At 50.2% G+C, this 16686-nt stretch carries 14 protein-coding genes; 7 read left to right on the top strand and 7 right to left on the bottom strand.

What is annotated here, in order from left to right; translation table 11 throughout:
* Window positions 1-2: 2 nt before the first annotated feature.
* The 4 genes from METTU_RS01945 to METTU_RS01930 form a co-directional block, all read right to left on the bottom strand.
* The gene (locus METTU_RS01945; protein ID WP_006889621.1) at window positions 3-1595 is read right to left on the bottom strand and encodes a phospholipase D-like domain-containing protein; all 1593 of its coding nucleotides are present in this window, start codon (window positions 1593-1595) and stop codon (window positions 3-5) included.
* Between the two features lie 448 nt (window positions 1596-2043).
* Window positions 2044-3552, bottom strand: coding sequence for an endonuclease/exonuclease/phosphatase family protein (locus METTU_RS01940; protein WP_006889619.1), 1509 nt, complete (start codon window positions 3550-3552; stop codon window positions 2044-2046).
* 57 nt (window positions 3553-3609) lie between these two features.
* Complete coding sequence (locus tag METTU_RS01935; RefSeq protein ID WP_006889618.1) at window positions 3610-5274, bottom strand: glycoside hydrolase family 57 protein; 1665 nt, start codon at window positions 5272-5274, stop codon at window positions 3610-3612.
* Window positions 5275-5279: 5 nt separating this feature from the next.
* Window positions 5280-5843, bottom strand: coding sequence for a DUF4912 domain-containing protein (locus tag METTU_RS01930; protein ID WP_040579539.1), 564 nt, complete (start codon window positions 5841-5843; stop codon window positions 5280-5282).
* 722 nt (window positions 5844-6565) lie between these two features.
* On the opposite strand from METTU_RS01930, the gene METTU_RS01925 reads away from it, so the two are divergent.
* Both METTU_RS01925 and METTU_RS01920 read left to right on the top strand, forming a co-directional pair.
* Window positions 6566-9733: a hypothetical protein gene (locus METTU_RS01925; RefSeq protein ID WP_040579857.1), complete on the top strand. Its 3168-nt coding sequence runs from the start codon at window positions 6566-6568 to the stop codon at window positions 9731-9733.
* 94 nt (window positions 9734-9827) lie between these two features.
* Window positions 9828-10430, top strand: coding sequence for a hypothetical protein (locus METTU_RS01920; protein WP_006889614.1), 603 nt, complete (start codon window positions 9828-9830; stop codon window positions 10428-10430).
* Window positions 10431-10623: 193 nt separating this feature from the next.
* Here the strand turns inward: METTU_RS01920 and ltrA are convergent, their stop codons facing one another.
* Window positions 10624-11841 carry a group II intron reverse transcriptase/maturase gene (gene ltrA, locus METTU_RS01915; protein ID WP_006889613.1) on the bottom strand — a complete coding sequence of 406 codons (1218 nt, stop codon included), beginning with the start codon at window positions 11839-11841 and terminating at the stop codon, window positions 10624-10626.
* Between the two features lie 639 nt (window positions 11842-12480).
* On the opposite strand from ltrA, the gene METTU_RS25025 reads away from it, so the two are divergent.
* The 5 genes from METTU_RS25025 to METTU_RS01895 all read left to right on the top strand — a co-directional run bounded on the left by METTU_RS25025 (window position 12481) and on the right by METTU_RS01895 (window position 14446).
* Entirely contained in the window at window positions 12481-12876 is a 396-nt protein-coding gene (locus METTU_RS25025) for an REP-associated tyrosine transposase (RefSeq protein WP_006889611.1), read from the top strand.
* A 341-nt stretch (window positions 12877-13217) separates the two neighbouring features.
* Window positions 13218-13433 carry an addiction module protein gene (locus METTU_RS01905; RefSeq protein ID WP_006889610.1) on the top strand — a complete coding sequence of 72 codons (216 nt, stop codon included), beginning with the start codon at window positions 13218-13220 and terminating at the stop codon, window positions 13431-13433.
* Window positions 13430-13729 (top strand): type II toxin-antitoxin system RelE/ParE family toxin, encoded by a 300-nt coding sequence (locus tag METTU_RS01900; RefSeq protein WP_006889609.1) that lies wholly within the window; start codon window positions 13430-13432, stop codon window positions 13727-13729. The genes METTU_RS01905 and METTU_RS01900 overlap by 4 nt, the downstream gene beginning before the upstream one ends.
* Before the next feature lie 283 nt (window positions 13730-14012).
* Complete coding sequence (locus tag METTU_RS23480; RefSeq protein WP_006889608.1) at window positions 14013-14189, top strand: RelB antitoxin-like protein; 177 nt, start codon at window positions 14013-14015, stop codon at window positions 14187-14189.
* Window positions 14186-14446 carry a type II toxin-antitoxin system RelE family toxin gene (locus METTU_RS01895; RefSeq protein ID WP_006889607.1) on the top strand — a complete coding sequence of 87 codons (261 nt, stop codon included), beginning with the start codon at window positions 14186-14188 and terminating at the stop codon, window positions 14444-14446. Before METTU_RS23480 ends, METTU_RS01895 begins: the two co-directional genes overlap by 4 nt.
* 131 nt (window positions 14447-14577) lie before the next feature.
* Here the strand turns inward: METTU_RS01895 and METTU_RS01890 are convergent, their stop codons facing one another.
* Window positions 14578-15108, bottom strand: a complete 531-nt coding sequence (locus METTU_RS01890; protein WP_006889606.1) for an REP-associated tyrosine transposase — start codon at window positions 15106-15108, stop codon at window positions 14578-14580.
* Window positions 15109-15201: 93 nt separating this feature from the next.
* Window positions 15202-16575: a glycoside hydrolase family 30 protein gene (locus METTU_RS01885; RefSeq protein ID WP_006889605.1), complete on the bottom strand. Its 1374-nt coding sequence runs from the start codon at window positions 16573-16575 to the stop codon at window positions 15202-15204.
* Window positions 16576-16686 lie beyond the last annotated feature (111 nt).

Below are 16686 nucleotides of genomic sequence, written 5' to 3'. Positions count from 1 at the left end.
TTTCAATAATACACCCTGAACGATCGCTGTATTTGCTCAAACTCATACAGATAAGGCTGTGCCACTTCGTAGTTGGCGGCCACAACCAGCAGATCATGGGAAAAAACCGAGGTGTTATACCAATTGAAACTGCCTTCAATGACGATGTAGTCGTCGATAATGCAATACTTGGAATGAATCGGCGAATACGGCACCGGATGGTCGTCTTGTCCGTAAACCAAGCCTACCGCGATACCGGCATGCTTTAAGCGATCTACGGTCGGCAGCAATGGGCGGGCCAATTCTTCCGCCATCGGCCGTTCTACACCGATACGCCCCTGTCTGGCCAGATGCCCGTTAAGCAGGATATGCACGTTGACGCCCCGGTTCTTGGCATTGATCAGCGCATTGACCACGCTGTCATGATGATCCCCCAACAAATCGCCAATCAAAAATAACGACACTTTAATCGAATATCGGGCGCGGTTAATTTCGGCCAATATGGCGTGATGGGGGCGATAAGGCTTGCCGTTAAGCATAACGTGCCGACCGAAGGTATAAAGCAGGTTGAAATGGCTCAACGGATCGATGCCGTATTTTTGATTAACGCCGCCGCGCTGGCTTTGGAAGATATTATCCAGCAGCCGGCAAATGCCTTTGGAATGAAAAGTCATCCCCGATTCCCAATTAGCCCACCAGCGGTCGAAGGTGATATTGAATGAACCCAGTATGCTGTCCTCATCATTAAAAATAATGAACTTGGTGTGCATATCCGGTTCCACTTCGATCAAGTGATGCTTGGGGCTGCAAAACACGCCGATCAGCTCAATCCGAGATCGCTTTAACCGGGCGTAGTTTTGGCTGTTGGTCAGGGTCATTTTTCGCCAATCGACGATGCACTGAACCAAAACACCCTGATCGCTGGCGCTTAGCAAATGGGTAGTGAAGTCATGGTCGTCAATGCAATCCACGCTGACTTTTATCGTGCATAAACGCTCCGGATTCTCGTGCTTGCAGCGGATCACCTTGTCGATAAGGTCGTGAATATAACGCTTGGGATGATACGGATGATGCTGCTGTCCTTTGGTGAATTTAGGCACCAGCTGCAATGCTTCGAAATGATGGTTATACCAATCGACATCGCTCTGCAATTCGCCGGCATTCAGCTCATAGGTTCGATAGTTATTGCCTGTCGCCCAATCGCCGGTAATCCTCCGGTACTGCGGATGGTCGCCCTGAAGCTGATGCCAGTCCATAAAGATATATTCGTTCCGGGAGGCAATGGAGTGTTCATCCAGATGCACGATAAAGGCTAACTTGACGCAGTTGATCGGGCCGAAGTTGCTGGAAAACGGGTGTATGTAAAAATCCCGCGTACAGCGCTTGTGCCTATCCCAGTGAATATCATAGGCATCGGTATCGACAATATAGGTTTCACAGACCGCATCGCGGTAGACTTTTAGAATAACCTTTACATTAGCCTGAACGCCGTAAAACACATCAAAATCTATTTTTCCCCAGCGGATATAGAATTTGTCATTGAAGTCGTTCACTCTTTGAAAAGAGCCGCCCAGGTTTCCATGAGTCGGCGAGGCATAGTGTTCAGCTATCTGCATAGGTTTATCTCCATGATAAAGACCGTGGATGTGTTAAGTATGGATTGGTATCGTTCCCACCGGGCGAGTCACTGCCATTAAGTTAAGGATTTTTCCGTTCGCCCTGAGCCTGTCGAAGGGTGAATGGAAAAATCCCCCAGAGCGGGACGGGGGTTGCACCCCCGTCCCTACCGTTTTCGATAACTACTGCCATATCTTCATCCGTCAAACGTTTCGGACGGGGTTGCAAACCCCGTCCGGCCACAGAACGTAGATGTCTAGCATACACTTGTGCATAACGATGAGCACGCTGCGTGAAAACGAGGCAATCGGCTACTCGCGTGCAGGCTTCGCCTACTTTAGCAGGCGAAGCCTGCACTCCTGCACTCCTGCACTCCTGCACTCCTGCACTCCTGCACTCCTGCACTCCTGCCTTTCGCCTTTCGCCTTATGCCTTGCATCTTTCGCCTTAAACCTTAGGCTCAAAAGTCATAAAATAACCGCAATGATCGGAAACCCTTCCATAATCCTGCTCGGTAAACAAAACCTTCGCTGAAAAAACTTGCAGCTCGCTGGTTTTATTCAAGAAAATATAATCGATACGATAATCGTCGCTCAAATAATTTTGCCAGTACGGATCGTTAACCCTGAAGATTTTTTCAAACACGCCCTGCGAATTGGCCGCTAAGTACTGGTCATCATATTGGTGTCCATCGACCACCAGATGATAGCCCGTTGATCCGGCGGCAATATTGAAATCGCCGCACAGCAGCGTGGTGTTGACATGCGCCGACTGTTTAGCCTCGGCCCACTCGCACAAGCGTTGGAATTGCCCGGCAAACCCGTCTTCCCACCAGCTTAAATGCGCCGAAAAAACATTAACCCGCCCCATGTAAGGCACTTTGATTTGAGCCATGACCACTTTTCTGGAGTGAATACTGTGGACATCATGGCTGTCCGACACATACTTGGCGTCCTGTTTGAGCAGCGGATATTTGCTTAAAATGGCAACGCCTTCGCGGTACTTGTCGAAACCCAGATGCGACCAGTCGGTGTGAATATGATAGGGCGTAGCGAGGCGGTCATTAATGATTTTGGCGGAATTTGACGCCCAGTCCCCTGCCCCGTCATTCCAAAGTTCTGCCACTTCCTGAAGACAAACAACATCAACATTCAGATCGTTAATCGCCTTGGCTATTTGGGAAAATTTATAATCCTGGTTATCTTCCTGATAACAATGCAGATTAAGAATCAAGACCTTTAGCGGTTCGCGGCTAAGCGAGTAATTTTTGCCGTAATTATTGTCCCAAAAAATCTGTCCGTTGCGTTCGACGGAGATACTGTATTGCAAGCGGAACGCCTGGCCGATCCTAAGCCAGCCTTTCCAGATTGCAACGCCGTACTGATTGGGGTTTCTGGCATTACTGAGCGCCACTTTGTCCCAGTAATTTCTTTTGAAATGACAAGAGGTTTTATGAGCGTGCCGCCAGTTATCCGTCGTCCAGTGTACCGTCACTTTGTCGGCATCGTTAAACGGGTCCACCGCTACCGTGATCGGAACGTTTTTTTGTCCGTCGTCCAGTTTGCTTGCAAAGTCGATATTCAAAACCGGAACATCGCCAGCCACCTTGATGCCGGAATCGGCCTGACTGGAATAATTCAAGCCTTGATTGTTATCCCAATATTCGGCGGCAGAAGTCTGATAGCACAATCCGAAGCGGATATTGCCGGGCAGCGATTTATCCGGGGTAAGCTGAAAATGTATCCGGGCCTGCCAGTACTCCTTATCGTGTTCCAACTTGCTGTGATAGCTTGCAGGCAAAGTTTGCCAGACGCCGTCTTCACCCGACCAAACCACATCAATCCGTTTGTCGTAACTGATGCTTTCCACCTGCATAAAAAAACTCAGCGTCTGCTGAACGCCCGCCTTTTTTCGGGTAATCACATTTTCAACATACAGCAGTTGGATTTTGTTCATCCGTTGTCTCCGGTGATTGCTGCCCTGAAATACAGGTCAGAAGGAACGATAAATCATCTAACGCACATTGAACCGGCCGGGTTTGGGACTCACCCCTGCGCTTGGAGGATTGTAATCCCGGAAATCGATGTCCGGGAAAATGTTATCCATGATCTCCAGAGCGGTCAGGTATCGCTCATTGATCCTGTTCTTGCGAATACTGTCGTGCAAATAGTTAAATCGGGCCAGATGATCGGTGACGCGCTTGTTCGCATAATCGATAGTGGTCCCCGATTTCAGGATAAACGGCCAATCGGAAGCTTGCGCAAGCAAAACCGATCTGGCAGCCTGATTCAAAGCCCGCGTCTGCAAAGGCGTGAGCGCTAATCCCCGCACATCGCGCGCCAGTTTTTCCATCTCCTGTTCGGCCTTGTGGAGCAAGGGGTAAATCCAGTCATTTGCTTCATTTATCCAGTAACTGGAATAACCTTGATCGCCCCAGGTTGATGCGGCAGGCGTAGCGACCTGGGGCGACGGCTGCTGTTTTAAATAATCGCCGCAGCCGGCCAACTGAACGCCATGGCTGTTTTCGCTCGCCAACCTCAGTACGCATTCCAGCCAGTGAGTTCCTTCAAACCACCAATGACCGAACAGTTCGGCATCGTAAGGCGCTATTATGATCGGCGGAGGCCTGTCCATGGTAGCGCCAAGCCGATCAATCTGATGCTGCCGTTTATCGATAAAATCCTGGGCATGCTCATAGGCCTTTGCCAATGCCTTCCTCGGATTATAAATTTCCTTGGCCCCGTTGTCGCCGGTCACGCGATGATACTTTATCCCGGTATTGATACGGGTTTTCCGGTCGAGAATATAGGGCGCGATATAATCCGCGTCCAGCTCGAAACCGATGTCGCTATAGTATTCGCGGTAGTTGAAATCCCCAGGATAGCCTTCCTTTGCGCTCCAGACCTGCTGCGACGATTCGGGATCGCGCGCAAACGCTGCGACACCGTTGCCGCAATCGATCGGCGCATAAACGCCATTCCAAGGTTGCTGACTTGCACCCGTAACGCCGTGGGTATCGACAAAGAAATACTCAATACCGGCATCCGCCAACACGGTTTCCAGACCGGGATAATAGCCGCATTCAGGCAGCCAAAACCCGCTCGGGGCATGGCCGAAATTGGCTTTAAACGTAGCGATACCGGTATTAACCTGATTGCGGACTGCGGTTTCGCTGACATTGAGCAGCGGCAGAAAACCGTGGGTCGCGGCAGTCGTTATCAATTCAAGTTTGCCGGTGGCCTGGTGCTTTTTAAAAGCCGCCAATAAATCGCCTTGATACTGCTCTTGGTAAGTGTTTAACGCGTTCAGAAAAAAACGACGATAGAGCCGCGCTAATTTTTGATATTCCGGCTGCTTGCGGGTTCTGATGATTTCCTTTTCGGCCAGTTCCAGCCGACTATGCAGATATTTCAGGTAACGCGTTTGCAACAACTCATCGCGCAGCATGGTCATCAGCGTCGGCGACAAGGACAGCGTCAATCGGTAGTCCACGTTGTCTGAGTGCAAGCGGTCAAGCACGCCGATCAGCGGCAGATAGCATTCGGTCATGGCTTCGAACAGCCAGTTCTCCTCAAAAAAACTGTCATGCTCAGGGTGTCGCACATAAGGAAGATGTGCGTGGAGAATAATACTCAGGAATCCTTGCTTGTCATTAGAACGAGGTAGGCTTTTTGTCATCACGCTTATTTGCTGATTCCTTGACCTGAGGCATTTTTGCTCAGGCAATCGGTGGAGTTTTGATGGTCTTGCCCCCATGCCGTCGCTCCATGTGGGACATGAATAATGTTCGAGTGCGCAAATTCAATAAAGCTGTCATCGGCGCAACATTTGCCAATAGCCGCTGAATAAGCCGTGTCATCAACCGGACTGGGTAAGGATACTTGTTGCTGGGTCTTGGGGCTATCAATGGCAACATCGAACCAGGATATGGTTTCGACTGCCGCACTCTGTTCATCGGGTTGCGAATAAATCCTTAAAGTGAGCCGGTCCTTGCGCTCGTTATCGGGCGTAGTGATTTCCCGGCTGCTGCCAAGATTCCAATAGGCGTAGAGATGTCCGGGGTCGACGGGTAAAAGAGTGACTTCGGGAGTATTGCAGGACGCTTTGGGCGCAAAATCCCGGCCGATTTCCTCGCCTATATCCAACAGTTCCTTTGGCGAAAGCCTGATTTTTTCAACAAGCTCCGGCATCCAACTTGAAAAACATGGCGTAAAATTTCGACTGATTTCCTGACTTATTTCAAGCATATCTTTCGCCGATAGATTAATTTTGGAATTGTACCCTGAATGCAAAAACGTCATCACCAGCCTTAAACGTTACGATTACCTTATCTAAAATTCTTCCCTGCACCCGGCCTTACTTTTTCTTGGCTTATAACCTTGAAAAGCAAGCCTATCCAAGTATACGTAGTAAATTCCGCAGGGTCTAGCTGCGGATTTAATCACCCTAAACATACCGGCATTTTCCACAGTCGCGCCCTCCATCATCCGCTTGCCTCCAAAACAACAATTCCCGATGAATGACAACATCAAATCGGCAATTCGCATTGTCAAAAACCGCTACAGTCCGGTATTTACCGGATAACAGTTTACGCGTACAGTGTTTGGGTCTTGCGGAGGCACTATAAATTCAACAAAGTGTCGCCGTGCTCGACCGGCACTTGTCGGTCCGACATGTTCATTGCAATATGCAAATCGGGCAGGCATAGTCGATTGGCTGATTTTACTGACAATCTGAAATACCTGCTGAATGGCCTTAACAGTGTGTAGGGCGTGCCGCGCGCCTTAGAAACCGAGGCACGCACGGCACAGCGAATATGCCTCTACCGGAACAAGACAATGATCTGTGATCTATCGTTTTCGCGGCTGTAATGGGCAGCGCACAACATCAATTAAATATTATAGACGCTAAGATATTGCCCTACGCCCAAAACCGCCGATTCAATACTCAACTCAAATGGTGCAACCCCGTGAACCAGACCTACTATGCCTTAGACAACGATAACTGCTTCGTCATTGACCAGTACAACGACCTTGCCCCTTTCGCCAGTTTTTTGCCCGGCATCGCCGGCGCCCTGGGTCGCCCGGCGTGGGCTTTTTATGTCAACCGAGGCCAGGCCATTGCCAGTTTTGGCGTGCGCAACAAAGACGGGGCCTTTTTGGAGTTTTTCCCTGCCGATAAGGCTTATCAACTCACGCCATCCCGAGGTTTCAGGACTTTCCTGAAGATTACCGATGGCGAGCAAATCCTGGCCCATGAACCTTTCCAGCGCGGGGCGGGGCCGGAGATCAAGCAACGCCTTTACGTCACGCCTCATGAGGTCGGTGTGGAAGAGATCAATCCGCAGTTGGGATTTAGCATTCGGGCCGATATGTTCACCTTGCCCGAGGCGCCCGTGGCCGGTTTACTGCGGCGTGTCACAATCACCAATACATCCAAGCAAACTAAAAAGATAGAGATCGTCGACGGTTTGCCGCAAGTGCTGCCCTTTGGCATGAACCAATGGATACTGAAGTTCATGAGCCGAACCTCGGAAGCCTTCATGCGGGTCGAGGGGGTCGAGGAAAATTTGCCTTTTTATCGCTTGAAAGTATGGCCTACCGATTCTCCACAGGTGGAGCCGGTGATCGCCTGCAATTTCTTCGCCGGTTTTTTGAATGGCGGACGCACCCGCGTAGTCGTGGACGCGGAGAGGATTTTCGGCTTGGCCGGGGATTTTTCCAGGCCGGAACGATTTTTTGCCAATGATGGTCTGGATTTCGATCATCAGGTGGCGGGCAATCAAACGCCATCGGCTTTCCAGACGTTGACCTTCGAACTCCAGCCGGGACAAAGCCAAGTCTTTTATGGATTTTACGGCCATGCAGAATCGCAATCTGTGCTTGCACAATTCATAGCGGAAGCCGATAAAGAAGGTTACTTCGAAGCCAAGCGGGAAACGAACCGCCGCTTAATAGAAGACATCACCCAACGGATATTTACCGCGACGGCCAAGCCGCTATTCGATGCCCATGCCCGGCAATGTTATCTCGACAACGGTTTGCGCGGCGGATTTCCTAGGGAGGTGCCGGGCGGCGCGCAATTGTATTTGTTCGGTCGCAAGCACGGCGACCTGGAAAGGGATTACAACGACTTTCTGTTGCAGGACACGCCGTTTTCCGAAGGTAATGGCGATTTCCGCGATGTGCTGCAAAACCGGCGGATGGACGTGTTCTTCGATCCTGCGCTGGATGCCAAAAACATCCGCTATTTCTTCAACCTGATTCAGACGGATGGCTACAATCCCTGTTCGTTGCGGAACTCGCGTTTTGTCGTGGACGCTCCCCAAACCTTGGCGCATCATTTCGCCCGGTTTGCGGGCCTCGAACAATTGCTGTCCCGGGAGTTTAAATACGCGGAACTATGGCAGGCGCTTCAAGGCGCGGAAAACCCGGAACCGATCATCAAGGAAATTCTGGCACAAGCGCAGGAAGTGGAAGATGCCGAATTCGACCGAGGCTATTGGTCGGATCACTGGACTTATTTGCTGGACTTGCTGATTAGCTATGCGGCCATTTTCCCGGATCGATTGCCCGGCTTGTTCAAGGAAAAGACCTACACTTTTTTCGATTCCACCCATTTTGTCGTCCCGCGCGCTCAAAAATACGTGGTCACGGCCAACGGCGTCCGCCAATACGGCGCGGTGCAAGGCACTCCTGAGAAAGAATCCCTGATCAACTCCCGTCCCCGTCGCCGCCGCCAAGTCCGCTCGCAAGGCGGCCACGGCGACATTGTTTACACCACGCTACTCGGGAAAATCCTGACCCTGGTCGCCAACAAACTGGCCACGCTGGACCCGTTCGGCGTCGGCATAGAAATGGAGGCCGACCGCCCAGGCTGGTGCGACGCCTTGAACGGGCTGCCCGGCATTTTCGGGTCTTCGGTCAATGAAACCATTGAGCTCAAGCGCCTGGTGGGCTTTACCTTAAAAATACTTGCCGATGTCGATGGCGAGTTTTCCCTGCCAGCCGAATTGGCGGATTTTATATCCGGATTGGAAGTGTTGTTAAACCGACCCATCCTGACGCCTGAGCTATTCTGGCAGGAAAGCGGAGCCCAAAAGGAAGCCTATCGGAAAAAGGTGTTCATGGGCTTTGATGGTGCCGAACAAGTTCTCTCTGTTGCCGCAGTGCAAACCTTCCTGGCGACGGTTTCGAGCTATCTGGATGCGGCCATCAACAAAGCGCGGACGCCGGAAGGCATCGTCACCTATTTCTCCTATGAAGCCGAGCAGTATCAGGAAACCGCGGACGGCAAGGCGACTGTGACCCGCTTCAAGCAAAAACCGATACCGCTGTTTCTGGAAGGCTTCGTCCATGCCCTGCGCATCGCCGAACCGGAAGAAGTCCGGCGCTTATACGACGCGGCGCGCAACTCCGAACTGTTCGACCAAAAGCTGGGCATGTACCGCGTCAATGAACCACTCGGGGAAAATGCGCTGGAACTGGGACGGATCGGGGTTTTCAACTACGGCTGGCTGGAGAACGGTTCCATCTTCCTGCACATGCATTACAAATTCGTGCTGGAAGTGGTTCGGGCCGGGTTAATCGAGGAGTTTTATGACCAAATTGAACATCTGCTGGTGGCTTTTCGCGATCCGATGGAATACGGACGCAACCCGGTCGAAAACTCCAGCTTCCTGGTCAGCAGCGGTTTCGCCATCGATCCACGACAACACGGACGGGGCTGCGTAGCCCGTCTTTCCGGTTCCACGGTAGAATTCCTGCATCTTTGGACTCATCTTTTCTTGGGGGCTAATCCCTTTGTGTTCGAGGAAGGCAGGTTGCTGTTCAGACCCGCCCCCGTCCTGTCGAAGACGTTTTTCTCAACGAATGAGCAATGTGTTAATCCGTTCGATTTTGAAGAAACATTGCCAGCGCATAGTGTGGCCTGCGCTTTGTTGGGGGCAACCTTGCTGGTTTATATCAACCCCGAACGCCAAGACACCTTCGGCGATGCTGCCGTTAGGCCCTGCCGCTATCAGTTACATGGGCGGGACGGCAGTATGCAGACTGTGGAAGGTCAGCACCTGGAGGGTCAAACCGCTGAAGCGCTACGACTCAACCAATTCCGGCGGGTGGATGTGGTGCTTGAGTGATGAATCCTCGCTATAAAAAAGCCCGACATAAATACGCGCAAAATGTTGGGCAACGAAAAGATGTTGTCCAACCTTAATTAAAGAGAAATATCTTATGACTACTGACTTCCCAGTTCAATCAATAACAGCGATAGCCACATTAGTAGCTTCGCTAATTGCAGCTGCAATGTCCTTTGTAAATTTAACTCTCAACAAAGAGCAAAAAACATCTGAATTTAGACAGGCATGGATTGATGCGCTTCGTGAAGACCTATCTGTCTTTTTCGGTTGCTGTCGGGCATTTGCGAGAGCAACTGAAGAGCAGCACAAGTTAGGTGAAGACCATGAAAAATCACCTTTTAAAATCGACAAACAAAAAATTAGCGATATAAGGTATCAAGTTGCTGAGGTCTATAGTCGCATAATACTTCGACTCAATCCCGAAGAGCCAGAGCATGAAGAACTTTTGCGTCTTATGAAGAGAGCTATTGATGAGCAAAATAAGGCTTTTGTTGAAAAAGAAGATAGCGCAAAGACTATGCAAGCAATTCAAATTGCTACTGAATATGCGAGGCCATTAATTAAAAAAGAATGGGTACGAGTAAAAGAAGGCGAGCTTCCTTTTCGTATAGCTAGAAACTGGATTGCTCCAATTATATTTTTTCTATCTATTTTCGCAATTGCTTTTATATGGCATGGTACGTTTTCACTACGGTAAAACGTGGTAAGAGAGTAGATACCATCTCTCCAAATCAATCACAAGTGGAAAATCGTCATCCCATTTGTGGTTGATAGGTTTTTTGGTGTTTCAAAGCGAGGTCGAGTAGCCCCAAGGAACTGCCCCTTGAGGCTCTCACAGAACCGGACGTGAAACTCTCGCTTCATCCGGCTCTTATCATTCAACCTTAAGCCTACCAATGGGCAAACGCCCTTGGATTTCTTGACTTAAAAGCGTTTAATCGCCTCAGCGCTTGTGCAATAGTTTTAAGCTTCTTGTATTTTCGCTTTGCCCAGCGGCTCAGCTTCTTGTCAAAATGAAACAAAACGTGGTTAAGTTTGCCACGTCCATATTTTCCGTAATACATCATCCAACCGCGCAACTTGCTTTGGCTATAGGCGATGATGTCTTTCATCTCGCCTTGTGTCCATTTTAGCCAGGGCCATGCGTTAATCTCGGAACGTATCCTTTTGGCGGCTTTCTGGCTGATGGCAGGCAGAAAGCAGACCAATAGGATGCCATCCCTGCATTTTGTCAATCGGGGACGAAACGTAAATCCCAGAAAGTCAAAGCTGATCTGCGTGTAGTCCGCTTTGTTCTTCCAGCTCTTACAATAGACAATCTTGGTTTTCTCCGGATGTAGCGTCAAGCCACATTGCTCAAACCTTTCCGTGAGAACCGTTTTAAGGGTTTCTGCTTCTTGCTCAGTCCGGCAATGGCAGATGATATCGTCTGCGTAGCGCGCAAACTGTATCCCTTCCCAGTGTCTTTCCACCCATTGATCAAACGCATAGTGCAGAAACAGGTTCGCTAACAGCGGGCTGATAACGCCGCCTTGCGGCGTTCCCTGGGTTCTCTGTTCTATACGTCCATCCGGGTGTTGTACCGGCGCCTCCAGCCATCGTTTAATATACAGCCGGTGCCAATCTTCCTTGATGTGCTTGTCTACTGCTCTAAGCAGCAGGTCGTGGTCGATGGCATCAAAGAATCCTTTGATGTCCATGTCCAATACCCACGCCCGGTGCCAGCATCGCTCTTTGACTTGCTCTATGGCTTGGTGCGCCGATTTGCTCGGCCGGTAGCCATAGGAGTCCGGATGAAAATGCCGCTCCAGTTCGGCTTCTATTTGCATTTTGACTGCCATTTGCGCAATCCTGTCCGCAACCGTTGGAATACCTAGAGGCCGTATCCCGCCGTCTGCTTTCGGGATGTCTACCCGCTTCACGGCTTGTGGAAAATAGCTGCCCGACGACAGCCGGTTCCACAGTTTATACAAGTTGTGGCTAAGGTCTTGATCAAAACTTTGTAGGCTTTGACCATCTACCCCGCTACTGCCTTTATTGGCTTTGACGCGTTGGTACGCTTCATAAATCAATCGCTTAGGTATAGCATAAGGTTTTGTCCGATTCACTGAGTTCCTCCCGTTGCCGGTTGTTTCAATCAACCCAACTGAATGATTGAGCCCCTTCGCTCCCTTTCCATTACAGAAATTTCATCGCTACTACGGACTCATCCGTCCCTGTGCCCTGCATCGGTACTCTCGCCTCACGGGGTTACCGTTTGTGCTTCTCCCTTCTCATCAGGACGACAGGTTCTCATGTTCCGTATTAAAGCCTGTATTGTGTTCATGCCCTCTCTATGCCGGTCGCCGTTCCGCCCGTTATCCAGTTGACGTCGGAACTTATCCCTGATTAAGGCTAGGAATCAGGTTTTGACAACATCGTATTCATTTCGACACCTCATCAAGGGTTCACTTGCGTTCATCTCCACAATACGCACCTGACGGCTCAATGACCGCCTTTTTCCCTGTCGCTCACGACAAAGGCTTTTAACCTATGCCGCACAGGGTGGTTTGATTCCAGCGGCTGGTCGCCGAAATCGAGAGGCCTACTCTCATCTTTAATACAGCATAAAAGGCTTGCGCCTTTCTTCATGACACACTAGCCTGGATGAAGCGTAGCGGAATCCGGGGCTTCGGAGCTACGATCATCCCGTATTCCGCAAGCTACATACGGGCTACGCAATTTTTCAAACTTGTTGATGGTGCGGCATGGTGTTATATCGGCGGAACCGGGTTGCTGGAGGGACGTATTTCTTTACGGTGACGTTGTTGCGGGATCGTTGTTCCGATGGGCTGGTGCGACACGTCGGGCTACTGCGACACGCGTTTCGCAAGGTGCGGGCGGAACGGCCTTTCACCATCGACGCCATTGTTATTCTGCCGGATCACTTGCATGCTGTATGGACGTTGCCTGACGGCGATGCCGATTACTCGGGACGCTGGCGGGCGATTAAATCCAACTTTACGCACGAACTGCGGCTGTCGGGAATGCCGTTAACTCCCTACAAACGTGGTGAATGTCGGCTTTGGCAACATTTCTCCCTTGAAACCGAAAAGACAGGGAGCGGGTCTATTATTGTATTTTGTAGACGGTACTCTGGGTAGGAAATCGTAGTACAATCATCTGAGCTTGCCTTCGCTGAAAATCTTGGAAGCGGAGCACCGCGTAGCGAAGATTTTTAGTCCGCAGAAGCGATAGCGCATGTGTTTTCACGAAGCGCTTTTTGCGTAGTGAAAATGCAGGCTTTCCGACATCGCGTCGAGTCATTGCGAGAATGATGTTGGATACCCCTTGCTGGGTATCCAACGAATGAAGCAGGACGGCTGGGGCCGCCGGAGGCATTGGCTGCCGCGTAATTTTTGCCGCTTGCTTGGGCTGGGATGCCCAAAACAAGCTTTCGCAAAAATAGCGGCACTTTCACGCTATCTCTACTTAGGAAATCATCATGACAGCCATTCAAATAGAAAAATTGTCGGTCACAGAAAAAATCCAAGTTATGGAATCTCTTTGGGACAGCTTATGTACTCATGCTGATAATATCAACTCTCCGGCTTGGCATTCCGAGGTATTACAACAAAGGGAAGAAATGCTTAATGATGGAACCGATACCTTTATCGATTGGAATGATGCAAAAAAGGACATTCGCAACCAGCTTCCATGAAAATCCAAATACAGCGATCTGCGCAACGGGATTTAATCGACGGTTACCGGTTTTATGAGCAGCAGGCAGAAGGCTTGGGAAGTTATTTTGTAGACACGCTTTTTTCAGACATTGACTCATTGATGATTAACGCCGGAGTTCATCAGGTCTGTTTCGGGATATATCATCGCTTATTATCAAAACGATTCCCGTTTGCCGTTTATTATCGGGTTGAAAATCAAACCGCACGAGTTTACGCCGTTCTTGATTGCCGAAGACATCCGGCATGGGCGAGAAAAAAACTGAGCCAAAAATAGAGTTCTTATCGTTCCCACGCTCCAGCGTTGCCTTCACCAAGAGTCTATCTCTATCAACCCCTCCCTGAGGTTCTGCAATGTCTGGCTAAACAATCACATTTAACCGCCGCAAAACGTTTCGGACGCGGCAACATGCCCCGTCCGGCTGGAGGTCCGGGTGATGTTTGCAGGAAACGTCAGTTCTTGCCGACGCTCGAACCAGCTTTTTCCTGCCTACAAGATTAATGTCCATCTATGCCCAAAGCGGTATAATCCAAAGCGACAGGAAACAGGAGCCAAGACAATGAGCGCACAACCACAATACATAACTGATTCAAACGGCCACAAGTTGTCAGTCATTTTGCCAATGGCAGACTATCTGGAGCTGTTGGAAGACCTTGAAGACCTGGCAACCATTGCTGAACGTAAAGATGAAGATACTATTCCGCTTGAGGACGTTTTAAAAGAACTTAATCTATGACCCGTTACCGGATTGAGTTTAAACAGACTGCCAAAAAAGAATTGGCGCAACTGCCGCGACCGATAGCCGAGAAAGTGGCGGAACGCATCAAGGCGCTAGCCGAAAACCCAAGGCCGGATGGATGTAAAAAGCTGACCGGATCGGCATACTCATATCGAATTCGAATAAACGATTACCGCGTAGTGTATTCAATAGCCGACCAGTACCTGATTATTCAGGTTATTAAAATAGGTCACCGCAAAGACATTTATCAATAATCAGCTTGTTAAGCGTGGTTCAACACGAGTTAAAAGCACTAATCGGCTGGACTTGGTGGCTAACCGGCATACTCTTTATCATTCCCACGCTCCAGCGTGGGAATGCAGTCTCAGACGCTCCAGCGTCGACTTCACCAAGGGTCTATATCGATCAATCCCTCCAAACCCGCATAATTACTGGCACTCGAATAGCGCCAATGTTCAGGCAAGTTTACATAACCGCGCTTCACAGGATTAGCGTGGATATAGTCTAATTTCTCCCGCATCATTGCTTCGCTAAAAACTAGTTCAGCATGAACACCTTCTTGCCAGAATTGATTTTCCCGGTCTGTTTTATGCGCTGTTTTAAAATAACGTAAATGTGCCAATAAACGCTCAGCGTGCTGTGATTGTAAATGGTCGATAATCTGCCGCGCAGTATATGATTTGAAACTGCTCACGCATTTGTTCAGGTTTTTCGCTTGGGCAATAAAATGTAAATGGTTTTCTAAGATGACATAACCGTAGAGCTGCAAACCTTCGTGTTCTCGTTGGTAACGCCGGCAATCGAGTATGATTTGTACGGTCTCAGGGCGTGTGAAAACGGGTAGCCATTCCAGTACCGTACAGGTCATAAAGTGCGGTCTATCGGGTTCGGTTATTGTGTAACGGCTTCTTCCCATGACGACTTTTTTGGCTGTGGTTTAGTGGAACGGGACGCTGGAACGTCCCTTACTGCATTCCCACGCTGGAGCGTGGGAACGATATATAAACTTTTACGCTGCTCGCCAGACATACGTAGCCACCGAGCTTGCCGGCAGGGTGGCTACGGCATTTTTCCCTTGAAATTGGATAGTAAAGGATCGTGATTCAGCCCCGTCATTGAGCACAATCAGGACGATGTAGCCCTCGGGCGTAACAAAAGCCACATTGGGCAAGGACGCTTGTTGATCGGAATAAATTCTCACCGAACCGGGGCGGACGAATTTCGCGGCATGGGCGATCACATAGTAGGCGACGTTGCGGGTAACCTCTTCGCCTAGGGTCAAAGCGCCGACGCAACGGGCCTCGCCCCCCGGCGTATGGGGACAGCAAAACGGGTCGGAGGCCAGGTTCCATTCGAACACTGTCCGGCTCCAGTTGCGTATGGAGCCAATCAGCACATTTTTCACGTGCCACATCAAATCCCCCCCGAACTGTCCGTCTGATCCCACCCACTGCTCGGTGAAATAAAGTTTCATTTCCGGGTAAAGCTGATGCACCTCGGAAAGAACTGAAATATCGCCCCCGTACAGATGCCAGGCCGAACCGGTCAGATAACGGCGCGCTTCGGCATCGGCGAAGACTTCCAAAGGATACTCCGGGACATCGCAATTGTGGTCCCAACAAAACAGTTCCACATCGGCCAGTCCGGCTGCCTGCAAAGCCGGTCCCAGATGATTTTTGATGAACTCGGCCTGCTCGCCCGCTTCCATGATCATGCTGGGTTCGTTTTTTTGATTCAAGGGTTCGTTCTGCGGGGTGATGGCATGGACGGTAATGCCTCTGTCCCGCATGGCTTGCAGATATTTGACCAGGTAAGCGGCGTAAACAGCGTAGCAATCCGGCCTCAGTTTGCCGCCGGTGAAACTTTGGTTAGTCTTCATCCAAGTCGGCGCCGACCATGCTGTAGCCATGATCTTGATCTCGGGGTTGATAGCCAAGATTTCCCGTAACAGCGGAACGACTTCAAGGTCCCCGGCTTCGATGTCGAAATGGACCAGCTCGGGGTCCGATTGATCGTCCGGCCTGTCGTTATAGGTAAAGCAGCGCTCGCTCAGGTCCGACGCACCGATACTCAGACGCAGAAAACTAACGCCGATGCCGTCGCCACCGGGCAAGAACAATTCCCTCAACAATGCGCTTCTGTCTGGAGCAGGCAGGCGACTGATCAGCATGGCGCTGCCGCCGGTCAAGGAAAATCCGAATCCTTCCATGATTTGATACTTCTGCCCCGCATCCACGGTTATCACAGGAAAATCATTGGCGTTGTCGGCAAAGCGAAGGTCATCCGCCTGCCGTTGCAACAACAAGGTTTGATCGGCGGTGGTCAGCCAAACAGCCAAAGAAGAAAGAGAAATTGAATCGTAAGGATTGGTTTGTTCAGGCATGGCAGCCCTCTTGGCGGAATATCTTTACGTTATACATACGAGCCCATCTGAAAGCCTGACAGGTCGGATAATCGCCTGCAAAATCACTTTACTGCGAAGCGGAGCAAAGTA

This window comes from Methylobacter tundripaludum SV96 (genome assembly GCF_000190755.2).
GTDB classification, from domain to species: domain Bacteria; phylum Pseudomonadota; class Gammaproteobacteria; order Methylococcales; family Methylomonadaceae; genus Methylobacter_A; species Methylobacter_A tundripaludum.
This window is presented reverse-complemented; position numbering and strand designations above follow the sequence as displayed.